The sequence below is a fragment of the Streptomyces pyxinae genome, assembly GCF_024756275.1.
Lineage (GTDB): Bacteria > Actinomycetota > Actinomycetes > Streptomycetales > Streptomycetaceae > Streptomyces > Streptomyces pyxinae.
The window spans coordinates 153,625-175,678 of the sequence record NZ_JANUGQ010000016.1; the positions used below are offsets into that span (position 1 = coordinate 153,625).

At 74.1% G+C, this 22,054-nt stretch carries 15 protein-coding genes; 10 read left to right on the forward strand and 5 right to left on the reverse strand.

Translation table 11 applies throughout. The features are described 5' to 3' along the window. Positions 1-42 precede the first annotated feature (42 nt). Together NX801_RS19515 and NX801_RS19520 are read right to left on the reverse strand one after the other, a co-directional pair. Entirely contained in the window at positions 43-1,623 is a 1,581-nt protein-coding gene (locus NX801_RS19515) for a 4-hydroxyphenylacetate 3-hydroxylase family protein (protein WP_258789059.1), read from the reverse strand. Positions 1,624-1,706: 83 nt separating this feature from the next. Continuing rightward, on the reverse strand, positions 1,707-2,282 hold the full coding sequence (locus NX801_RS19520) for a flavin reductase family protein (protein ID WP_258789060.1): 576 nt from the start codon (positions 2,280-2,282) through the stop codon (positions 1,707-1,709). A 488-nt stretch (positions 2,283-2,770) separates the two neighbouring features. Here NX801_RS19520 and NX801_RS19525 point away from each other — a divergent pair, with 488 nt between their 5' ends. The 5 genes from NX801_RS19525 (at position 2,771) to NX801_RS19545 (ending at position 9,516) form a co-directional block, all read left to right on the forward strand. Next, positions 2,771-3,433 carry a class I SAM-dependent methyltransferase gene (locus NX801_RS19525; RefSeq protein ID WP_258789061.1) on the forward strand — a complete coding sequence of 221 codons (663 nt, stop codon included), beginning with the start codon at positions 2,771-2,773 and terminating at the stop codon, positions 3,431-3,433. 439 nt (positions 3,434-3,872) lie between these two features. Beyond that, positions 3,873-5,573: an FAD-binding oxidoreductase gene (locus NX801_RS19530; RefSeq protein ID WP_258789062.1), complete on the forward strand. Its 1,701-nt coding sequence runs from the start codon at positions 3,873-3,875 to the stop codon at positions 5,571-5,573. A gap of 286 nt (positions 5,574-5,859) precedes the next feature. After that, positions 5,860-7,548 carry an FAD-binding oxidoreductase gene (locus NX801_RS19535; RefSeq protein ID WP_258789063.1) on the forward strand — a complete coding sequence of 563 codons (1,689 nt, stop codon included), beginning with the start codon at positions 5,860-5,862 and terminating at the stop codon, positions 7,546-7,548. Beyond that, on the forward strand, positions 7,545-8,789 hold the full coding sequence (locus NX801_RS19540; protein WP_258789064.1) for an MFS transporter: 1,245 nt from the start codon (positions 7,545-7,547) through the stop codon (positions 8,787-8,789). The genes NX801_RS19535 and NX801_RS19540 overlap by 4 nt, the downstream gene beginning before the upstream one ends. Positions 8,790-8,865: 76 nt before the next feature. Next, the gene (locus NX801_RS19545) at positions 8,866-9,516 is read left to right on the forward strand and encodes a cupin domain-containing protein (RefSeq protein ID WP_258789065.1); all 651 of its coding nucleotides are present in this window, start codon (positions 8,866-8,868) and stop codon (positions 9,514-9,516) included. Between the two features lie 410 nt (positions 9,517-9,926). Here the strand turns inward: NX801_RS19545 and NX801_RS19550 are convergent, their stop codons facing one another. From NX801_RS19550 to NX801_RS19560, 3 genes are all read right to left on the reverse strand, one after another. After that, positions 9,927-10,733, reverse strand: a complete 807-nt coding sequence (locus NX801_RS19550) for an SDR family NAD(P)-dependent oxidoreductase (RefSeq protein ID WP_258789066.1) — start codon at positions 10,731-10,733, stop codon at positions 9,927-9,929. A gap of 304 nt (positions 10,734-11,037) precedes the next feature. Then, positions 11,038-11,940: an AfsR/SARP family transcriptional regulator gene (locus NX801_RS19555; RefSeq protein ID WP_258789067.1), complete on the reverse strand. Its 903-nt coding sequence runs from the start codon at positions 11,938-11,940 to the stop codon at positions 11,038-11,040. Positions 11,941-12,294: 354 nt separating this feature from the next. Next, entirely contained in the window at positions 12,295-13,929 is a 1,635-nt protein-coding gene (locus tag NX801_RS19560; protein ID WP_258789068.1) for an FAD-dependent monooxygenase, read from the reverse strand. Between the two features lie 731 nt (positions 13,930-14,660). Between NX801_RS19560 and NX801_RS19565 the strand changes: the two genes are divergently transcribed. The 5 genes from NX801_RS19565 to NX801_RS19590 form a co-directional block, all read left to right on the forward strand. After that, positions 14,661-16,601: a class I adenylate-forming enzyme family protein gene (locus tag NX801_RS19565; RefSeq protein ID WP_309505862.1), complete on the forward strand. Its 1,941-nt coding sequence runs from the start codon at positions 14,661-14,663 to the stop codon at positions 16,599-16,601. A 145-nt stretch (positions 16,602-16,746) separates the two neighbouring features. Continuing rightward, positions 16,747-17,883 carry a methyltransferase gene (locus NX801_RS19575; RefSeq protein ID WP_258789069.1) on the forward strand — a complete coding sequence of 379 codons (1,137 nt, stop codon included), beginning with the start codon at positions 16,747-16,749 and terminating at the stop codon, positions 17,881-17,883. Positions 17,884-17,926: 43 nt separating this feature from the next. After that, positions 17,927-20,167 carry an FAD/NAD(P)-binding protein gene (locus NX801_RS19580; RefSeq protein WP_258789070.1) on the forward strand — a complete coding sequence of 747 codons (2,241 nt, stop codon included), beginning with the start codon at positions 17,927-17,929 and terminating at the stop codon, positions 20,165-20,167. Beyond that, on the forward strand, positions 20,164-21,591 hold the full coding sequence (locus NX801_RS19585) for a nitrosuccinate lyase (protein WP_258789071.1): 1,428 nt from the start codon (positions 20,164-20,166) through the stop codon (positions 21,589-21,591). Before NX801_RS19580 ends, NX801_RS19585 begins: the two co-directional genes overlap by 4 nt. A gap of 1 nt (position 21,592) precedes the next feature. Continuing rightward, the coding region (locus tag NX801_RS19590; RefSeq protein ID WP_309505863.1) for an S-adenosylmethionine synthetase N-terminal domain-containing protein at positions 21,593-22,054 on the forward strand (462 nt) is incomplete at its 3' end.

Consider the following 22,054-nt stretch of genomic DNA (forward strand, 5'->3'; position numbering starts at 1 on the left):
GGCCCGGGCGCGGGGCGCCGGCCGGACCCGCCCAGTGGGGGCTCAGCTCCAGAAGGTCTTGCGGCGCTCCCGGAGGGCCGGGAAGGAGTCCAGGTCCGGCACGGTCCAGCCGTCGAGGTCGTACTCCTCCAGGCACTTCTCGGCGAAGCCCCGGTAGGTGTCCAACTGGCCGGTGGCCTGCTGGACCTGGAAGATGTCGGTGCGCACCTGCTCGTGGTTGCCGGAGTAGTTGCGCTCGTACAGCTCGTGCCGGCCGCCGAACTCCGAACCCACCGCGTCCCACAGCAGTTTCATCAGCTTGACCCGGCTGACCGAGTCGTAGCCGTTGGAGCCCCGGACATAGGTGTCCAGATAGGGGCGGATCTCGGGGTTGGCGAAGTCCTCGGCACTGGAGTTCACATAGATCAGGCCGCTGGCCACGTCCTGCATGATGATCTCCTTGATGCGCGGATAGCCGAGAGTCATGAACCAGCGGTAGGCCATGCCGTATTCGAGCCGCGGCAGCAGGGCGCCGTTCTTCCACTCCTGCGGATTGCGGGCGGCGGCGTCGGTCAGCGCCCAGAACATGTTCCGCCAGGCCAGGATCTCCCCGATCCGGGACTGGATGCCCCGGAAGTCCTTGCTCCCGGTCATCTCCACCGCCTTGAGCATCAGCCCCGCGATGAAGTCGATCTTCACGGCCAGCCGGATGGCGCCGTGGAAGGTGAGCCGCTCCATGAAACCGGACTGCGGCGCGAAGTTGTTGACCCGGTCGGCGTCCCCGTAGAGGAAGACGTTCTCCCAGGGGATGAGCACCTTGTCCAGCACGAAGATGGTGTCGTTCTCGTCCAGCCGGCTGGAGAGCGGATAGTCGAACGGGCTGCCCATCACGGCCGCGTTGGCGGCGTACGAGGGCCGGCAGATGAGCTTCAGCCCCGGCGACCCCATCGGCAGGGTGGCGACCAGGGCGAACTTCTTGTCCTTGAGCGGGAGTCCGTAGTGCGAGATGAAGTTGTAGTGGGTGATGGCCGAGCCGGTGGCCACCACCTTGGCGCCGGAGACGACCAGCCCGGCGTCGGTCTCCTTCTCCACGTGCACGAAGACGTCCTGCACCTGCTCGGTCGGCAGATGCCGGTCGACCGGCGGGTGGATGATCGCGTGGTTCCAGAAGAGCACCTTCTCCTGGGACTCCCGGTACCAGCGCCGGGCGTTGTCCTCGAACGGCGCGTAGTAGTCGCTGTTGGCGCCCAGGGTGCCGAGGAACGCGGCCTTGTAGTCGGGGCTGCGGCCCATCCAGCCGTACGTCATCCTCGCCCACTCCGCGATCGCCTCCCGGTCCGCCACCAGGTCGGCGACGCTGTGCGGGGTGCGGAAGAAGGAGTGGGTGAAGCCGCCGCCGCTGTCGGTGGCCGTGGTCAGCACCTCCCGCTTGGCCGGGTCGTGCAGCGCGTTGTAGAGCCGCGCCGTCATCAGCGCCGAGTTGCGGAAAGCGGGGTGGGCGGTGACGTCCTTGACCCGCTCGCCGTAGAGATAGATCGCCCGGTCGTCGCGGAGGCTCTCCAGATACTCGTCGCCGGTCAGCGGCCGGGTCGCCGCCGTCCCGGAGTCGCCGGCCGCCGGGTCGCCGTGCTCTCGCGTCGTCATGTCCTCGTCCGTCCTTCCACGGTCGATGGCCCCGCCGGGCCCGCCCCGGATCCGGATGCGGGGCCGCGCGGCCGTACGGGGGTTCAGGCGTGGCTGCCCGCGGCGGGCGGGACGCCGAAGTGATGGGCCCAGCCGTGCGCCGGGCCGTCCAGCGACCCGGTCCAGGCGATGCCGTCGGCGGGCCGGCGGTGGGGACTGAGCACCCCGGAGTGGAAGACCAGCGGATCGCCGCCGGGGGCGTCGAACCGCACCACCTCGCCCAGGTGCAGCACATGGTCCCCGCCCGGGTACGCGGCCCAGGGCCGGCAGGAGAAGTACGCGACCGCGCCCGCCAGGCGCGCCGCCTCCGGGTCGCCCTCCCAGCGCACCTCCGCGAGCCGGGCGTCCGGGACGCCCGCGAAGTGCAGCGCCAGTTCCCGCTGGCCGGCCGCCAGCACATTCACCCCGAACGGGCCTCCGGCGCCGAGCCGTTGGCAGACCCTGCTGCGGCGGTCCAGGGAGACCAGCACCAGCGGAGGGTCCAGCGAGACCGAGGCGAACGAGCTGACCGTGGCGCCGTGCACCGAGACCCCGTCGCTGGTGGTCACCACGGTCACTCCGGAGGCGAACTGGCCCAGACAGGTGCGCAGGGCGCGCTGCTCACGGCTCGGGGAAGTCAACGGAGAGTCCCTCCTCGGCGGAGAACGGCGGAGAACAGTGGAGAACGGCGGAGAACGGCGGGAGTGCAGCCCGGTCGGACCCGCGCGGGACGCGTGCGGGAAAGGCGGCGGGCGGCGGACGGACGACAGAAGGCAGGCGAAAATCGGGCAGGAAATCGCATTGGCGCGCGGAAGTCTCCGGAAAGGAACATATGCTCGTCCGGACGGCATCGCACGGTGATTGTCCCAGTCGCCGCTGAAGGACTGGTACAGGGGAAAATCACTGGTTCTGTGGGTGCTTGACGAATATTGGCTCCGGGTCCTAGCTTTTCGCAGCGAGGGCGCTATCCGGCCAACGGGTTTCTCGTGGGGTTCGGCGGTTCGGTCGGCGTTCCGCGCTGGTCACAGGGGGAGTCTCGGAGGTGCGGGCCGTCGCGCCGGCCGTCCGGTATTCCCCGCCGTCCCACATCGCGGGTACTGGCCCACGTACTGGCCCAGGGGGGTTGCACATGCGTATTCAGGTCGATGTGAACGAGGCCATGCAGGATTATGTGGCCGACATTTCGCTGCGTGAGCCGGATGTGCTCAAGGAGCTCCGGCACCGCACGTCGGAGCTCCCGCTGGCGCTCATGCAGATATCTCCCGAGCAGGGTCAGTTCCTCTCGCTGCTGGTGAAGGCGCTCGGGGTCCGGAAGGCGGTGGAGGTCGGCGTCTTCACCGGTTACAGCCTGCTGTCCACCGCGCTGGCCCTGCCCGCGGACGGCCGGGTGGTGGCCCTGGACGTCAGCGAGGAGTGGACGGACATCGCCCGTGAGTTCGCCGGGCGGGCGGGGGTCGCCGACCGGATCGACCTGCGGGTCGGGGACGCCCGGCAGTCCCTGGACGCGCTGCTCGCGGAGGACGGCGAAGCCGGCTCGTACGACTTCTTCTTCATCGACGCCGACAAGGAGAACTACGCGGCGTACTACGAGGCGGGCCTGAAGCTGCTCCGCCCCGGGGGCCTGATCGTCGTCGACAACGTGCTCTGGCACGGCGCGGTGCTGGACGAGAGCCAGCAGGACTCGGAGACCACCGCGCTGCGCGCCTTCAACGCCAAGGTGCGCGACGACAAGCGGGTGGACCTCAGCGTGGTGCCGTACGCGGACGGGCTGACCTTCGCGCTCAAGCGCTGACGGTCCCGCCTCCGCCGCCCCTCGCGCGCACCGGCCCGGGGGACCGGGCGCCGGCGGGCGGCGCGGGCGCCGTGTCTACACGTGTTACCACCGCCCGTACGTCCCGTGTACCCCGTCCGCTCCGGTGGCCGCCACCGACCGCGTCCACCCCGGCACCCGTCCTGTCCGGCCGCCCGGCGGTACGCGCTCCACGGCACGCACTCCGCCGGTACGCACCCCGGCGGAGCCCCGCCCCGGCGCGATTCTTCCCCGGTGCCGTCCGCCCCGACGCCGTTCACCCCGGCGTTTCCCGCCTCCGGCCGGTTCCCGCCCCGGCCGCCTCTCGCCTCCGGCCGTGTCCGCTCCGGCCGCCCGGGGCCGCCGGTTCCGGCGGTCCATCAGCAACTGCCCCATTCAACGCACCTGTTCAGGTCAGGTGCCGGCACAAGAAGGTACGACCATGGCACAGAAACCGGCGGGCATGGGCCGCCGCCACCTCCTCGTCCGCGCCGTGGGAGCCGCCGGTGCCGGTGGCGCCGCGGCGCTCGGGCTGCCCGGCTCCGCCGGCGCGGCGCCGGCGGACGACGCCACCGAGGCAGCGACCCGCACCACGGGCTCGCAGAGCATCGTCACCCCGGCCGACCAGCAGTACCCCGACCTCGTACGGGCCCTCAACGCGCGGTACGTCGCCAAGCCCGAGTCGGTCCGGGTGGTGGACCACCCCAGCCAGGTGGCCGGGGTCGTCGCGGAGGCGGTGAAGAACAACAAGCGGCTCACCGTCCGCAGCGGCGGACACTGCCTGGAGGACTTCGTCTACAACCCCACCACGCAGATCGTCCTCGACCTCTCGCAGATGAACGCGATCTCCTACGACGCCAAGCTCAACGCCATCGCCATCGAGGCGGGCGCCAACCTGCTGGACGTCTACGAGAAGCTCTACGCCACCTGGGGCGTGACCATACCCGGCGGCATCTGCTACTCGGTGGGCATCGGCGGTCACGTCTGCGGCGGCGGCTGGGGCATGCTGGTCCGCCGCGAGGGGCTGGTGGTGGACCACCTGCACGCGGTGGAGGTGGTGACCGTGGCGGCCGACGGGTCGGTGAAGACCGTTGTGGCCACCCGGGAGGCCAACGACCCGCACCGCGAGCTGTGGTGGGCCCACACCGGCGGCGGCGGGGGCAGCTTCGGCGTCGTCACCCGCTACTTCTTCCGCTCGCCCGGCGCCACCGGCACCGACCCGCGCAAGCTGCTGCCCAAGCCGCCCGGCGAGGTGCTGATGAGCGCCGTCTCCTGGGCGTGGGCCGATCTCACCAAGGAGGAGTTCATCCGCCTGGTGCAGAACTACGCGAGCTGGCACGCCGCCAACAGCAAGCCGGACGACCCCGAGCGGTACCTCGCCAGCTTCCTGCTGCTCAACCACCGCTCCAACGGCCAGATCGGCCTGGTCACCCAGGTGGACGCGGGGGCGCCCAACGCCCAGAAGATGCTGGACCTCTACCTGGCCCACATGAACTCGGGCATCACCACCCCGCAGGCGGCGCTGACCAACCGGATGGGCGACCTCAGCCCGATGCCGCAGTTCGCCGCGCCGCGCCGGCTGCCCTGGCTCCAGGCCACCCGGTACGCGGGCACCACCAACCCGCTGCTCAACGACCCGACGCTGCGGGCCGAGTACAAGTCGGCGTACATGCGGGCCAACTTCCCGGTGGCGCAGGCCGCCGCGCTCTACAAGCACCTCACCCGCACCGACATCGACAACCCGAAGATCAACATCCAGCTCACGCCCTACGGTGGCAGGACGGCGGCGGTGGGCGAGTCGGACACCGCGGCCCCGCACCGGAGCGCGATCTTCAAGATGCTCTGGTCCGTCCTCTGGGACGACGCGGCGGACGACGCCAAGTACATCGCCTGGACCCGGCAGAGCTACGCGGAGACCTACGCCGACACCGGCGGCGTCCCGGTCCCCAACAACGTCACCGACGGCTGCTACATCAACTACCCGGACGCCGACCTCAACGACCCGGCGTACAACAAGTCGTCGGTGCCCTGGTCCACGCTCTACTTCAAGGGCGGCTACCCGCGGCTCCAGAAGGTGAAGGCGGCGTACGACCCGAAGAACTTCTTCCGGCACCGCCAGTCCGTGGAACTGCCCGGCTCCTGAGCCCAGTTCCTGAACCCGGCTCCTGAGCCCGTACGTCCGTCCCACATACCCCGCACATCCCGCACATCCCGTTGTCCCGCGCCCCGGACCGACCCGGTCCGGGGCGCGCGCCGTTCCCGTTCCCGTTCCCGGGCGGAGGCGCGGTCCGGCCCGCGCGCGTACGGTTCCCGGTTTCGAGCGCAACTCTCCGAGTGCCCCGGTGCCGCCCGGGTCCCTAGCGTGATCGATGACGGCGCCGGCCACCCGCCGGTGTCACCCGCAGGGCCGAGGCGAGGAGTTCGGGACGATGCGACAGGACGGCGACGGTATGCGGCGACGGAACTTCCTCGCCGGGAGCGCCGCGGCCGGCGGTGCCGCGCTGGTGGCGGGCGGGGCCGTACCGGCGGCGGCAGCGGTCGCCGGGGCCGCCGACGAGACCACCGGGGCGGAACCCGTCACCGTGGTCACCCCGGCCGACAAGCGCTACCCGGACCTGGTGCGCGGCTGGAACCAGCGCTGGGTCGCCAGGCCCGAGATGGTCTGTCTGGCCGAGACCACCGCCCAGGTGGCCCAGGTGGTGCAGAAGGCGGTCAGCACCGGCAAGCGCCTCACCGTGCGCGGCGGCGGCCACTGCTGGGAGGACTGGGTCTTCAACCCCGAGGTCCGGGTCATCCTCGACATGACCAAGATGAACGAGGTCTACTACGACCCCCGGATGAACGCCATCGCGGTCGAGGCGGGCAGCCAGCTGCTCAATGTGTACGAGCGGATGTACCGCACCTGGGGCGTGGTCGTCCCGGGCGGGATGTGCTTCCAGGTCGGCGCGGGCGGTCATGTCAGCGGTGGCGGCTGGGGGTTGCTCTGCCGCCAGCTGGGGCTGGTGGTCGACCATCTGTACGGCGTCGAGGTGGTGACCGTGGCGGCCGACGGGACGGTGCGGACCGTCGTGGCCACCCGGGAGGCCAACGACCCGCACCGCGAGCTGTGGTGGGCCCACACCGGTGGCGGTGGCGGCAACTTCGGTGTCATCACCCGCTTCTGGTTCCGCTCGCCCGGCGCGACCGGCACCGACCCCGCCGCCCTGCTGCCGCAGCCGCCCGCCGAGGTGCTGGTCAGCGCGGTCGCCTGGCCGTGGGCCGAGATGACCCGGGAGCGCTTCGGCCGGCTGGTCCGCAACTACGGCGAGTGGCACGCCCGCAACCTCAGGCCGGGCACCCCCAACGACAACCTGGTCAGCATGCTGTCGCTCAACCACCGCTCCAACGGCCAGATCGGCCTGGTGACCCAGGTGGACGCCACCGTGCCCGGCGCCGACAAGCTGCTCGCCGACTTCCTCGCGGCGATGACGGCCGGGCTGGGCGTCAAGCACGAGCCGCTGACCGCGCCCATGGGCGAGCTGCCCGCGATGGCGGAGTTCGCCGAGCCGCGCCGGATGCCCTGGCTCCAGTCCGCGCGCTTCCTCGGCACCACCAACCCGACCCTCAACGACCCCAGTCTCAAGGGTGACTTCAAGTCCTCGTACTACCGCACCGCGATGCCCGAGACCCATGTCGACGAGTTCTACCGCCACCTCACCCGGACCGACCTGAACAACCCCACCGCCTCGGTGATGCTCAGCTCCTTCGGCGGCAAGGTCAACGCGGTGGCCCCGGACGCCACCGCCTCGGCGCACCGGGGCGCGGCCTTCAAGGCGGCCTGGATGATCTGGTGGACCGACCCGGCGGACGAGGCCGGTTGTCTCTCCTGGCTGCGGCAGTTCTTCCACGGGGTGTACGCCGGGACCGGCGGGGTGCCGGTGCCGGACGCCGTCACCGACGGCTGCTACGTCAACTACCCGGACATCGACCTCCACGACCCGGCGTACAACAAGTCGAACGTGCCCTGGTACACGCTCTACTACAAGAACAACTACCCCCGGCTCCAGCGGGTGAAGGCCGCCTACGACCCGAAGAACGTCTTCCGGCACAGCCAGTCCGTCCGGCTGCCGAACGCATGACGGCGGGTCCGGAACCCGGCAAGGCCCACGGCGCCCGGCCCGTCCCCGCCTCCCGGCGGGGCGGCTGGGCCGCCGTGGTCCCGGTGGCGCTCGGCTCCTTCGTCCTGGTCCTCTCCGAGCTGCTGCCGGTCGGCGCGCTCACCGCCATCGGCAGGGACCTGTCCGTCTCGACCGGCTCCACCGGACTGCTGGTGGTCGCCCCCGGCCTGGCGGCGGCGGTGGCGGCCCCGGTGCTCACCGTCGCCTCCGGCCGGCTCGACCGGCGCTGGGTGCTGTGGGCGCTGGCCGGGCTGACCGCCCTCGCCGATCTGCTCTGCGCGGTGGCGCCGAATCTGCCCGTGATGCTGGCCGGACGGGTGCTGCTGGGCGTGGCGCTGGGCGGCTTCTGGGCGGTGGGCGCCGCGGTGGCGCCCCGGCTGGTGGCGCCCGGCTCGGCCCACCGCGCCACCGCCCTGGTGATGGGCGGCATCTCGGTGGGCACCGTGGCGAGCCTGCCGCTGGCCGCGCTGGCCGGCGGCAGCACCGGCTGGCGTACCGCGTTCTGGGCGGCCGGGGCGATGGCGCTGGTCGCGCTCGCCGCCCAGCTCCGCCTCCTGCCGCCGCTGCCCGCCGGACCGGTGCCCGCGGGCCGGGCGCTGGCGGCGGCGCTGACCGGCCGGGCCGCCAGGACCGGGCTGGCGGCCACCGCCCTGGTGTTCCTGGGCCACTTCGCCGCGTACACCTATGTCGCCCCGTATCTGGAGCGGCACGCGGAGTACGGCTCCGACGCCGTGGCCTGGACCCTGCTGGCGTACGGGATCGCCGGGGTCGGCGGCACCTTCCTGGCCGGGCACACCCTGGGCCGCTCGGTGCCGGCCACGGTCGCGGGGGCCGCCGGGGCGCTGGCGGCGTCCACCGCCCTGCTGCCGCTCTGCGCGGGCTCCCCGGTGGCGGTGACGGCGCTGACACTCCTCTGGGGCGCCGCGTTCGGCGCGGTGCCGCTGAGCCTCCAGACCACCCTGACGCGGGCGGTGCCGACGGCGCCCGAGAGCGGGGCGGCCGTCTTCGTCACCACCGTGCAGCTGTCGCTGGCGAGCGGCTCGCTGCTCGGCGGGCTGGTGGCCGACCGGCGGGGTGTCCTCGCCTGTCTGGTGGTGGGAGCGGTGCTTTCCGGCCTCTCGGTGGCGGTGACGGCGTACGCCGCCGGCCGGCGCGGGGGCCGGGCGACCAGGGGGCAACAAGAGCAACAAACGGGGGTGTGACGGCCCCGGGGCACGGGCGACGCTGGCCGGAACAGCTCGCCGGAGAGCCGGCCGGGCGCTGCCCCCTGGAGGAGACATGGCCGTCCACCCGGGCGAGGTCTACTACAACCCCCGGTGCCGGGAGAAGATCGTCATCAGGACGCCCGCCGCGCACACCGGCGGCGAGCGCGCGGTGATGGACCTCTATGTGGAGCCCGGCGGATTCGCCGCCGGGTACCACATCCACCCGTACAGCGAGGAGATCTTCACGCTGGTGCGCGGCAGCCTGCGGGTGCACGTGGCCGGGCGGGACATCGTCCTGGACGAGGCCGGCCAGACCGTGACGGTGCCGGCCGGCACGGTGCACCGCTGGTTCGGCAACACCGAGAAGGAGACCTCCTTCGCGGTGGTGGAGCTGGTCAACCGGGCCGAGCGCTTCGAGCAGTTGATCCTGCGGCAGCTGTTCGGTCTGGCCCAGGACGGCAAGACCGACGCGGAGGGCCGTCCCCATCTGCTGCAACACGCGCTCACCATGCGGGAGTTCTCCGATGTGCTGCGCTTCACCGACCGTCCCTGGCCGGTCCAGCGGATCGTCAACGCGGCCCTCACTCCGGTCGCCCGGCTGCTCGGCTACCGGGCGTGCTACCAGGAGTACCTGGACCGGGCGCCGCAGGAGCGGGCCGAGCCGGAGGAGCTGCCCGACGTGGTGGCGGCCAAGCTCCGCCCGGTGGACGGCCCGGTGCGCTGACAGGCCAGTGCGCTGACGGCCCGGCGCGCCGACGGGTCTGCGTGTCGACGGGGCGCCGGGGCGCTGACGTCAAGGGACCGGTACGACGAGGGCGGGGCCCGCGGTGTGTTCACCGCGGGCCCCGCCCTGTTGCTGCGGCGGTCCGGTCCCGCTCCGTGCGTGAGCGGGTCCGGGGCCCCCGGACGCCCAGGTGCCTGGCCCGGCGTCCGGGGCCGCCGCCGGCCGGCGGTCCGGGGCGCGGGCCTGCCCGCCCGTGCGCCCCGGACCGTACTCCGGCCACCGCCGTCCGGAGCCGGGCCCACCGGGAAGGCGCGACCCGGGAGCCCGTCCCGGACGGACGGCGTTCAGTGGTTTCAGTGGTTTCAGTGGTTTCAGTGGCTCCGAGATGCGGGGGCGGCTGCCCCGGCGGCTCAGAAGCTCTTGTGGAAGCCGGCGTCCACCGGGTAGTCCGAGCCCGTGGTGGAGGCGGACCGGGGGGAGGCGAGCAGCAGGACCGCGTCCGCCACCTCCTGCGGGTCGATGAGCCGGCCGGTGACCTGGCCCATCATCTGCGGGGCGACCGACTGCATGATGCTGTCCCGGTCGGCCCCCGCCATCCCGGCGATGATGTCGGCGGCGCCGCCCTCCTCGGTCCACCACGCGGTCAGCACGGCGCCCGGGGAGACGGTGTTGACGCGGATGCCCTGCGGGCCGAACTCCTCGGAGAGCGCCTTGGTGAGGTTCGACAGGCCCGCCTTGGCGGCGCCGTACTCGATGTTCACCGGTGCGGGCTGGCGGGCCATGCCGGTGGAGATGTTGATGATCGAGCCGCCGCCGCGCTCCAGCATCTTGGGGATGGCGGCGCGGATGGCGCGGACGGCCGAGAACAGGTTGAAGTCGAAGATCGCGCGCCACTGCTCGTCGCTGCTGTCGAAGAAGCCGGTGCGCGGCATGGAGATCCCGGGCGGCGGACCGCCCGCGTTGTTCACCAGGATGTCGAGTCCGCCGAAGTGCTCGACGGCCCGCTCGACGACCTGTGCCGGGGCCTCGGCGTCCGTGAGGTCGGCCGACACGTGGAGGAGGTTGGGACCGGCCAGCTTCTCCAGCTCCGCGGTGCTCTGCCGGGAGACCGCCACGACCTTGGCGCCCTCGTCGAGCAGGGAGCGGGTGACGGCCAGGCCGATGCCCTTGGAGGCGCCGGTGACCACGGCCACGCGGTCGGTGAGCTTCAGATCCATGGGAGTCCTTCTCTGGTCGAGGTCCTCACCCGCGCCGCGGCGGGTGGGGTGCCGTTGTGCTCTTCGGGGTGGTGCTGTGGTGCTGTCCCGCTGGGGACTCGCCCCGGTCGGCCGTGCCGTGGGGCCTGCCCCGGTCGGGCTCTCGTGTGCGCTCTCGTGGGGTAGAACACCGGCCTCCGCGGACGGGTTGCACGGCGGTACGCCGTCCGGGTCCCGGGGCGGCCGGTCCGGGCCGCCGGACGGGCGTACGGGGCCGGGGCCGGGGTGCTGCGGCCGGGCGCCCGTCGGCGCGGGCCCGGCCGGATCAGGCGCCCAGCAGCACGGGGCCCGGGGCCGGGTGCCGGGGGCGCCCGGGACGGGCCGGGGCGGCGGCCGGGCGGGCCGGGGGCAGGCCGGCCGCGTCCAGCGAGAGCCGGTACGCGCCGGTGGCGGGCGGTTCCAGATGGGGCCGGCCGGCCAGGATGTCGGTGATCAGGCGGTGGATCTCGGGGTGGGGCGAGGTGCCGAGCTCCTCGCGCAGGGCCCGGCGGAGCCGGTGGAAGACGTCGAGCGCGTCGGCCTGCCTGCCCGACCGGTACAGCGCCAGCATCAGCTGTCCGGTGAGCCGCTCGTCGGTCGGGTCCAGATGGACCAGCGCGCTCAGCTCGGCGAGCAGCTCGTGGTGCCGGCCCAGCCGGAGTTCGGCGCCCACCCGCTGCACCAGCGAGTCGGCGCGGTCCCGTTCCAGCGCGGCGAAGGCGGCCGAGAGCAGCGGCCCGGCGGGCGCGTCCACCCCGCTGGACCCGCTCCACATGGCGTGGGCGGCCCGCAACTGTCGGGCGCCCGACGCGGGGGAGCCCTCGTCGATGGCGGCGCGGCCGGCGCGTATCAGGTGCTCGTAGGTGTGCAGGTCCAGTTCGCCGTCGCGCACCCGGAGCAGATACCCCTGGTCGCGGGTGAGCAGCCGGACCGGGGCCCCGGCCGCCGGGCCGCCGTCCTGGAGGATGCGGCGCAGCTGCATGACGTAGGTGTGGACGGCCGCCACCGCGCGGGGCGGTGGGCTGTACTCCCACAACTCCTCCACGAACTGCGCCATGGAGACGACCCGGTTCGCGTTCAGCAGGAGCAGGGCGAGCATTTGGCGGTGCTTGGGAGCGCTGGGGGTGCGGTCGTCCCCCTTCTCGGTGTTCTCGGTGACGGACATGGGGCCCAGGATCGAGAAACGCATTACTCCTCCACCAAGGTGTGTCCGGTAGTAATGCTGCAACCGTAAACGACCGTTATGGCCACCGGAAAAACCCGGCCCCGACTTTGGCAACTCGCCCGATGGTTCCCGTTCCGGCGATAAATTCCGGGAATTTGGCACGCCGCGGGCCGGCCGGGGGTGGCCGGCGGATGACCGGGGGAGGAACAGCGCGGGTACGCGGACGGGCGGGCCACCGCCGGAACGGGCGGGGCCCCGCCGGTAACCGGCGCGCGCTCCGGAGCGCGGGGCGGCGCGCGCCGGAGCGGCCGGGGCCGGCCGCCGTGGCGGTCGCGGTGACGGGGCCGGGCGCGGGCCCGGGGGCGGTCAGCGGCCGGATCAGTGCCCGGCGGCCCGGCCCAGCACCCCGGCCGGGTCCCGGGGCGGCCGGTTGCCCCGCCAGGCCACATGGTGGTCGGGCCGGATCAGGGCGAGATCGGCGCCGTACAGCGCGCGTCCGGCCGGGTCGTCGATCCGCAGCACGGACAGCGGGATGCCCCGTTCCGCCGCCGCCTTCTCGAACCCGGCGGTGTCCTGCGGGACCCCGCACAGGCTCAGCAGCGTGAAGCCGGTGGAGAACCGGTCGTGCAGCGAGTCGCCCGGGCCCCGGCCGGCGGTGAGCCACAGATGCGGCGCCCGGCCGCCCGGTACCGCGGACGGCGTGTACGAGAAGAAGTCGTCCGGCGGCGGCGGGGTGCCGTCCCCCACCACGACGGGCGAACCGTCGTACCGGGCCCCGAGCTGGACGCCCAGGGTGTCCATGGTGAGCGTTCCGTACCGGGCCAGTTCGGCCGCCACCCGGGCCCGGACCGCCTCGCCGGCCGGTGACTCCTCCTCCAGGCCGGCCGGCCGCTCCACCGCACCGAGCGCGAGGTTGAGCTCCCGGGCCGCCGCCGTGTTGCGCAGCGCGACCGGGCGGCGCTCGGCCTCGTACGACGCCAGCAGCCCGGGGCCGGCCCAGCCGCGCACCGCGCCGGCCAGCTTCCAGGCCAGGTTGGCCGCGTCGTCCACGCCGGTGTTCATGCCGAACCCGCCGTTGGGCGTGAAGAGATGGGCCGCGTCCCCGGCCAGCCAGATCCGCCCGGCCCCGAACCGCTCGGCCACCAGCGCCGCCCCCGGGGTCCACGCCCGGCGGCTCACCACCCGCACGCCGATGTCCGCCCCGGCCGCCCGCCGCACCAGCTCCACCAGCGCCCGGTCCGAGGGGTCGTCGGGGTCGGCCGAGCTGGTGAGCAGGAAGAACTCGTCGGCCCCGTCGAGCGCGATGAGGTTGAGCGCCAGTTCGCCGTTGAAGACCCAGTTGCTCCACGCCGCGTACCGGCCGAGGAAGCGCTCGTACAGGCCGGGCACCCGCAGATGCGCGGCGGTCGCCCGGCGGCCCAGCACGTCCTGGTCGATGCCGCCCTCCCCGGCGTACCGGACGCCCAGCGAGCGGCGGACCGTGCTCTGCCCGCCGTCGCAGCCGGCCGCGTACCCGGCCGTCCAGTGCTCGGGCCCGTCCGGTCCCTCGGCGGTGAGCCGTACCGCGCCGTCCGTCTCGCGCAGCTCCGTCACCCGGTGGCCGTAGCGCAGGGTGATGCCCGGCCGGGTGCGGGCGTGCTCCCACAACAGCCGTTCCACGAACATCTGGTTGGCCCGGTGCATCGGCTCGGGCACCTGGTCGGTCCGGTCCGCGGCCGCCACCCGGGCGCGGGTCTCGTCCGCGCCCGGCCAGGGCAGATGGGTGAGCAGCCGGCCGCTGTAGCGGGTGAAGAACGAGATGCCCGCGCTGTGCCCGCCGGGCAGCCCCAGGGCCCGTATCCGCGAGGCGAGCCCGAGCCGCCGGTAGTGCTCCATCGTCCGGGCGCCATGGGTGCTGCCGCGCGGCTCGGCCAGGACGCCGCCGGCGGTGTCGAAGACCACCGAGTCGACCCCGTACCGGTCGAGGAAGAGCGCGAGCAGCAGTCCCACCGGGCCGCCGCCCACCACGGCCACCGACGCCCGGGCGGGACCCTCCGGCGGCCGCGGACCACCCCGCCGGGCCGGAACGGCCGCCGCCCGGGACCCGGCCGGTTCGGCCGGTTCGGTCACCCGGGGCCCGGTCCGTTCACCCGGTTCGGCCCCCCGGGGCGCTATCGGCCCGGTCGGCCCGGCCGGCCCGTTCACCCCAGGCCCGGTCCGTCCGGTCGGCCGGGGCCCGGCCGGCTCGCCCGGCCGGACCGGTTCGTCCGGTTCGTCCGGACCCTTCGGGTGGCTCGACGGATCGCTCATCGGCATCCCGGCCTCCTTCTCTGCCACTGAAGCCCCGGCCCGGCCGGCGGACGCGCGGCATTCTCGCTAGCGCGACTCAAGGATGGAGCAAGGGCACGGCCGGGGCCGGTGCGGAGAAATGCGAAAACCCGCTGGCCGATGCGGTATTTCCGGCCGCCGTAGATCTTGCGGAGTTCCTCTCCAGGGGATCTTTAGGCGGCTGACGGAGACTCGTTCGCGGTCCTTTCGCATTACGGCGGTCCGGTGCGCCGCAGCCGGGGTTCCCGGGCTTACCGGGCTTCCCGGCGTTTCTCGCTCCGAGCCCGCGGGAGCCCGTAAGGGCCTGTCAGAGTCCGTCACCGTCCCGGAAGAGCCCGGAAGGCTCCGGAAGAGCCCGGAAAGCGCCGGAAGCACCGGTAAGAGCCCGCCGGAGCCCTTCAGGGGCTGCCCGATTCCATCCGAGTGCGAGGTAATCCATGTACATTCTCGGCACGCACCGGTCGGTCGCCCAGCGCTCCCGGCTGTACGCCGATCGCGGTCTCGGCTCGGGGAACTTCTTCTGGCACGCCTGGCGGGTCGCCCGGGACCGGGACCGGCCGCTGCTCTTCCACCCGGACGCCGGCCGGCCCGGCTGGGAGCGGCGCGAGTGGCCGGCCATGTCGCTCGACGACATGCGGATCGCGGTGGTGCGGTACGCCCACTGGTACCGCGAGCAGGGGGTACGGGCCGGCTCCCACGTCGGTCTGCACACCGGGGACGGGCTGCTCGGGCTGCTCCACCACATCGCGGTGACCGGCCTCGGCGCGGCGGCCGTCCACTGCAACCCCGGGATGGCGTCGGCCACCGCCGCCGAGTACTTCACCCGGACCGCCACCACCCTGGTCGTGGGCGACGCCGCCCTGCTGAAGGACCTGCGGGCCGCCTGGGAGACCACCGGCGGCCCGGCGCCCGCCACGCACGACATCCGGGTGGTGGACGACGAGGCGGTGCGCCCGCCGGCGCCGCTGCCGGACTTCCCGCACCGCCACGCCGACGACGACCTGGTGATGATCTCCCACTCCTCGGGGACCACCGGCCGCCCCAAGGCCCCGGTCTTCCACCACCGTTCGTTCTTCGTGGGCAAGCGGGAACGGCTCTGGAACTTCCCCTCGCGCCGGAGCGACCGGCTGCTCACCGCCCTGCCGCACAGCCACTCGGCCGGCATCAGCTACCTCTCCATCGCCCTGCTGCTCGGCATCCCCACCCTGCTGCTGGACGGTGCCGACGGCGACCGGGTGGTCCGGGCGATCAACGCCTTCCGGCCCACGCTCGTGCTCGGCTTCCCGCTGACCCTCGCGGAGATCGACCCGACGGCCATCGAGCCCGCCGCCGCCCGGCGCATCCACACCTGGAACGGCATGGGGGACGCCTCCCACGAGCGGCACATCGCGCCGCTGACCGCCGTCGGCGCCCCCGGCCGGGGCTCGGTCTATCTGGACGGCCTCGGTTCCTCCGAGATGGGCATGGTCCTCTTCAAGGCCGCGCACAGCGCCGACTCCGGCCACGGCAGCCGCTTCATCGGCACCCCCGTCGGGGTGGTGCGCCAGGCCGCCGTGCTCGACCCCTCCGGCCGCGAACTGCCGTACGGGCAGGCCGGTCTGCTCGGGGTAAGGGGGCCGAGTGTGACCCCCGGCTACTGGGACGACCCGGGGCTCACCAAGAGCTCGATCCTCAGCGGCTACTTCCTCACCGGTGATGTCGTGCGCCGGGACGGGGAGGGGCGCTGGTACCACCTCGACCGCACCCCGGACGTGATCCACACCGCCACCGGGGACGTCTACAGCCTGCCCCTGGAGGAGGTGGTGCTCTCCACCACCCAGGCGCTGGACGCGGCCGTGGTGGCGGTGGACGACCCGGCGCAGCCGGACCGGTCCCTGCCGGCGGCGGTGGTGCTCCACCGCGACGAGGTACGGCGCAGCCCCGCCGATCTGCTGGCCGTCTGCAACACCGCGCTCGACCGGGCCGGACTGCCCCGGCTGAGCGCGCTGGTCCTCGCGGACGGCCGGGACGGGCTGCCGGTCGGCGTCACCGGCAAGGTGCTCAAGCGGGTGCTGCGCGAGCGCCACCGCGACCTCCTCGGCCGCCCGGCGGACGCCGCCACCGCGACGACCGCCGCCCGCGCGTCCGCCACCGGGACCGGGAACACCACGACGCCCGCCGGGAGCACCGGGACGCCCGCCGGGAGCACCGGGACGCCCGCCGGGAGCACCGGGACGCCCGCCGGGAGCACCGGGACGGCCACCGGGGGCACCGGGACGGCCACCGGGGGCACCGGGCGGACCACGGCTCCCGGTACGCCCGCCGCGCCCGCCGCCTCGGGTACGCCCGGCCCCACGGCCGCGCCCCGCGCCGCACGGCCGGAACAGGCGCGCGAGTAGTCCGGAGCCCGCCCGGGACCGGGGCCCCGAGCCCGGGGCCGGGGCCCGGACGCGAACGGCCCGGAACCGGCCCGGAACCGGTACGGGCCGGCACGGAACCGGCACGGACCAGCACGGACGGAACGAGCACGGAAGAGGACGGAACATGCCCGACCACCCCGGCCCGAGCGACCGGCCCGACCGGCCAGGTCAGCCCGACCGGCCCGACCGGCCAGGTCAGCCCGACCGGCCCGACCGGTCAGGTCAGCCCGAACGGCCCGACCGGACACGTCAGTCCGGCCGGCCGGATCTCGCGGCGGTGCGCCGGATCATCGACATCGCCACCGGCACCTGGCAGGCCCAGGCGCTGTACGCGGCGGTCGAGTTCGGCCTCGCCGACCACCTCGCCGCCGGCCGCACCGGCACGGCGGCGCTCGCCGCCGCGACCGGCGCCGACCCGGACGGGCTGGCGCGGCTCCTCCGGCTGCTGACCGCCATGGGCGTACTGGAGCGGACGCCGGACGGCCACCGGCTCGCCCCGGCGGGCGAGTCGCTCCGCGCCGACGCCGACCCGCCCATGGCCGACCTGGTACGGGTCTACGGCGACGAGTTCCACCGGGCCTGGGGGGCCGTCGTGCCCGCGCTGCGCGACACCGGCACCACCGGCTTCCACCACGCCCACGGCACCACCCTCCACGACCATCTGCGCGACCCGGAGCAGAGCGTCCGGTTCCAGCGGGCGATGAGCGCGGGCAATGTCTTCTTCCAGGACGTGCCGGACGCCTTCGACTTCACCGACCGCCACACCGTGGTCGATGTCGCGGGCGGCAGCGGCGCCCTGCTCGGCACCGTGCTCGCCGCCCACCCCCATCTGCGGGGCATCCTGGTCGAGCGGCCGCATGTGGTGCCGCTGGCCGCCGCTCATCTCGACGCCGTTCTCGGTCCCGGGCGCCACGAGGTGCGGGCCGCCGATGTGTTCGAGGAAGTGCCCGGCGACGGTGATGTCCACCTCCTCTCCCGGGTCCTCCAGGACTGGGACGACGAGCGCTGTGCCGTACTGCTCGCCCGGATCCGGGCCGCACTGCCGCCGGACGGCCGGCTGCTGATCGTCGAACGGGTTGTCCCGGATCACGGGGAACGGATGCTGCCGCTCCTCTACGATCTGCACCTGCTGATGGCGGCGGGCGGCCGCGAACGCGACCTGGACGGCTACCGGACGCTGCTCGCCAAGGCCGGGCTGCGGCTGGAAGCCGTACGCGAACTCGCACTGGAGACGAGCCTGTTGATCGCCGCCCCGGAGTGACCATGCGCGCCTCCCTCCCCGACACCCGTATCGGAGTCCCCAGATGAACAGCGGCCCTCGCCCTTTCACCATCTGTGTCGTCGGTGCCGGGCCCCGAGGGCTCTCGGTCCTGGAGCGGATCTGTGCCAACGAGCGGAAGTCCGCGTCCCGTTCGGCCCTCACCATCCATGTCGTGGACCCCTACCGGCCCGGCCCCGGGAAGGTGTGGCGCACCGCCCAGTCGCGCCATCTGCTGATGAACACGGTGGCCTCGCAGGTGACCGTCTTCACCGACCACAGCGTGGAGATGGAGGGACCGGTCGAGGAGGGCCCCAGCCTGTACGAGTGGGCCGCCGCGCTCGCCTCCGCCGCGCTCGCCTCCGCCGCGCTCGCCTCCACCGGGCCCGCCGGCCCTGACGGCGAGGACGGCGGGAACGGCGGGGAACCCCCGAGCCCCGGCGGCGAGCACACCGGTGGACACCCCGCCGCCGACGCCGGGCCGCTCGCGGAGGCGCGGCGGCTGGGCCCCGACACCTACCCCAGCCGCGCCCTCTACGGCCGCTATCTGGAGGAGTGCTTCGACCGGATCGTGGCGGGCGCCGCCGAGCACATCACCGTACGCGTCCACACCTCCCGCGCGGTCGCGCTGGACGACACCGGCCCCGGCACCGCCCAGACCCTGCGGCTGGCCGACGGCACCCTGCTGACCGGGCTGGACGCGGTGGTCCTGGCCCTGGGCCATGTGCCGTCCCGGCCCGCGCCGTTCGAGGCGCGGGCCGCCGAGGAGGCCCAGGCGGCCGGGCTGGTCCACATCCCGCCGGCCAACCCGGCGGACGTGGACCTGAGCGTGCTGACCCCCGGCCGGCCGGTGCTGCTGCGCGGCCTGGGCCTGAACTTCTTCGACCACATGGCGCTGCTCACCACCGGTCGTGGCGGCCGGTTCGAGCGGACCGGCGACCGGCTGCGCTATCTGCCGTCCGGCCGGGAGCCCCGGATCTTCGCCGGGTCCCGGCGGGGGGTGCCGTACCACGCGCGCGGCGAGAACGAGAAGGGCGCGCACGGCCGGCACCTGCCCCACCTGCTCACGCCCGCGCGGATCGCGGAGCTGACCGCCCGGGCGGCGGCGGGCGAGCCGGTCAACTTCGGCACCGATCTCTGGCCGCTGATCGCCAAGGAGGTGGAGAGCGTCTACTACGGCGCCCTGCTCACCGCCGCCGGCCGCGACGCCGAGCGCCCCGCGCTGGTCCGGCGCTATCTGGCGGCCGGCCCGGAGGGCGAGCGGCGGCTGCTCGACGAGTACCGGATACCCGAGACCGAGTGGTGGAGCTGGCAGCGGGTCTCGCTGCCGTACGGCTCCCGGGTGTTCGAGGACCGGGACGCCTTCAACCGCTGGCTGCTCGGCCATCTGGCCCAGGACGTGCGCGAGGCCCGCGCCGGGAACGTCAGCGGACCGCTGAAGGCCGCCCTGGACGTGCTGCGCGATCTGCGCAACGAGATACGGCTGGTGGTGGACCACGGCCGGCTGGACGGCGACTCCTACCGGGACGACCTCCAGGCCTGGTACACCCCGCTCAACGCCTACCTGTCGATCGGGCCGCCGGTCTCCCGGATCGAGGAGCTGATGGCGCTGATCGAGGCGGGCACGGTCGTCCTGGTCGGACCCGGCATCGAGGTCCGCGCCGGCACCGGACCGGACGGCGAACCGGTCTTCGAGGCGGGCTCCGACCGGGTGGGCGGCGAGCCGGTCCGGGTCACCGCGCTGGTCGAGGCCCGGCTCCCCGAGCCCGACGTCCGCCGCACCGACGACCCCCTGCTCGTCCACCTCCTGGCGACCGGCCAGATCACCCCGTACCGCATCGCCGGCTCCTTCGGCACCTTCTACGAGACCGGCGGGGTCTCCGTGACCCAGCGGCCCTACCGGGTGGTGGACGCCCAGGGCCGCGCCCATCCCCGGCGGTTCGCCTACGGGGTGCCGACCGAGGCGGTCCACTGGGTCACCGCCGCCGGCATCCGGCCCGGCGTCAACTCCGTGACCCTGGGCGACTCCGACGCCATCGCCCGCGCGGTGCTCGACCTCCCGCCGGTACGGTACGAAGACGATACGACCGGCACGGCCGGCACGGCCGGCACGGCGGGCACGACCGGCGCGACTGTCACGGGCGGTGTGACCGGTGTGACCGGTGTGACCGTCACGGGCGGCACGGCCGGCGGGACCGGCACGACCGGCGCGGACCATACGGCCGGCGCGACCGTGGCCGGCGGTACGGCCCGGCCGGGGGACGGGTGGACGGAGGCGGCCCGGTGAGCCCGGAGCCGGCCACCGCCCTGGACAGCGGGCTGCTCTCCCCGGTGCGGGCGGGCGTCCCGGTGGAGGCGGCCGTCGCCGACGAGGCGTGGCTCCAGGCCATGCTGGACGCCGAGGCCGCGCTCGCCCGGGCGCAGGCGGGGCTCGGCACGCTGCCCGCCGGCGCCGCCGCGACGATCACCGCGACCGCCCGGGCCGGCCGGTTCGACCTCCGCGCCCTGGCGCTGGCCGCCCGGGAGACCGCCAACCCCGTGGTGGGCCTGGTCCGCGAGCTGGGCCGGGCGGTGGCCGCGGCCGACCCGGGGGCCGCCGAGTACGTCCACCGGGGCTCCACCAGCCAGGACATCTTCGACACCGGCGCCATGCTGGTCGCCCGGCGCGCCCTCGCTCTGATCCGCGCCGATCTGGACCGCATCGCCCGGGCGCTCGCCGCACTGGCCGGGACGCACCGGGACACACCCATGCCGGGGCGCACCCTCGGGCTGCACGCGGTGCCCACCACCTTCGGGCTCAAGGCGGCCGGCTGGCGCGAGCTGGTCCGCGAGGCCGACGGCCAACTTGCCTACGTCGAGGCCCGGTTACCGGTGTCGCTGGGTGGCGCGGCCGGTACCCTCGCCGGTTATCTGGAGTACGCCCGGCTGGACGGCGCCACCGGGGACCCGGGCGACTGCGCCGAACGGCTGGTGGCCGCCTTCGCCGCCGAGACCGGGCTGGCCCGCCCGCTGCTGCCCTGGCACGCCCTGCGCACCCCGCTCGCCGGACTGGCCGCCGCCCTGTCCCTCACCGCCGGAGCGCTCGGCAAACTGGCCGTGGACGTCCAGTCGCTCGCCCGTACCGAGGTCGGTGAGGTGGCCGAGCCCGCGGCGGCCGGGCGCGGTTCCTCGTCCGCCATGCCGCACAAGCGCAACCCGGTGCTGGCCACCCTGATCCGCAGCGCCGCCCTCCAGGTGCCCGCCCTGGCCGGGGCGCTCACCCAGTGCCTGACCGGCGAGGACGAGCGGTCGGCCGGTGCCTGGCACGCCGAGTGGGCGCTGCTGCGCGAGTGCCTCCGGCTCACCGGCGGCGCCGCGCACACCGCCGCCGAACTGACCGGCGGGCTGACCGTCCGCCCCGACCGGATGCGCGCCAATCTGGACCTGACCGGCAGCCAGGTGGTGACCGAGCGGCTGGCCGCCGTGCTCACCCCGCCGCTGGGCCGGGTCCGGGCCCGGGCGCTGCTCACGGAGGCGTCCGGGGCGGCCGACCGTACCGGGACCCCGCTCGCCGAAGTCCTCGCCGCCGTACCGGAGATCGCCGCGCACCTCCCCGGCGGCCGGCTCGCCGCCCTGCTGGACCCGGCCGCCTACACCGGCGCCGCCGGCCCCCTGGTCGACCGCGCCCTGCGCGCCACCCCGCCGCCGTCCGACCCACCCGTCAGGAGCTGACATGCCCCGTCGTCTGTTCACCTCGGAGTCCGTGACCGAGGGCCACCCCGACAAGATCGCCGACCAGATCAGCGACACCATTCTCGACGCGCTGCTGCGGGCGGACCCCACGTCCCGGGTCGCCGTGGAGACGCTGATCACCACCGGCCTGGTCCATGTGGCCGGTGAGGTGACCACCAAGGCGTACGCGCCCATCGCCGCCCTGGTCCGGCAGAAGATCCTGGAGATCGGCTACGACTCCTCCGCCAAGGGCTTCGACGGCGCCTCCTGCGGGGTGTCGGTGTCCATCGGCTCGCAGTCCCCGGACATCGCCCAGGGTGTGGACACGGCGTACGAGAGCCGGGTCGGGGGTGCCTCCCCGGAGGACGGCGGCGACGAGCTGGACCGGCAGGGCGCCGGCGACCAGGGTCTGATGTTCGGGTATGCCTCGGACGAGACGCCGGAGCTGATGCCGTTGCCGATT

Coding starts and splice junctions, on each gene's coding strand:
- NX801_RS19515 (WP_258789059.1), bottom strand. CDS start 1,623: ATGACGACGCGAGAGCACGGCGACCCGGCGGCCGGCGACTCCGGGACG.
- NX801_RS19525 (WP_258789061.1), top strand. CDS start 2,771: ATGCGTATTCAGGTCGATGTGAACGAGGCCATGCAGGATTATGTGGCC.
- NX801_RS19530 (WP_258789062.1), top strand. CDS start 3,873: ATGGCACAGAAACCGGCGGGCATGGGCCGCCGCCACCTCCTCGTCCGC.
- NX801_RS19535 (WP_258789063.1), top strand. CDS start 5,860: ATGCGACAGGACGGCGACGGTATGCGGCGACGGAACTTCCTCGCCGGG.
- NX801_RS19540 (WP_258789064.1), top strand. CDS start 7,545: ATGACGGCGGGTCCGGAACCCGGCAAGGCCCACGGCGCCCGGCCCGTC.
- NX801_RS19545 (WP_258789065.1), top strand. CDS start 8,866: ATGGCCGTCCACCCGGGCGAGGTCTACTACAACCCCCGGTGCCGGGAG.
- NX801_RS19550 (WP_258789066.1), bottom strand. CDS start 10,733: ATGGATCTGAAGCTCACCGACCGCGTGGCCGTGGTCACCGGCGCCTCC.
- NX801_RS19555 (WP_258789067.1), bottom strand. CDS start 11,940: ATGCGTTTCTCGATCCTGGGCCCCATGTCCGTCACCGAGAACACCGAG.
- NX801_RS19565 (WP_309505862.1), top strand. CDS start 14,661: ATGTACATTCTCGGCACGCACCGGTCGGTCGCCCAGCGCTCCCGGCTG.
- NX801_RS19575 (WP_258789069.1), top strand. CDS start 16,747: ATGCCCGACCACCCCGGCCCGAGCGACCGGCCCGACCGGCCAGGTCAG.
- NX801_RS19580 (WP_258789070.1), top strand. CDS start 17,927: ATGAACAGCGGCCCTCGCCCTTTCACCATCTGTGTCGTCGGTGCCGGG.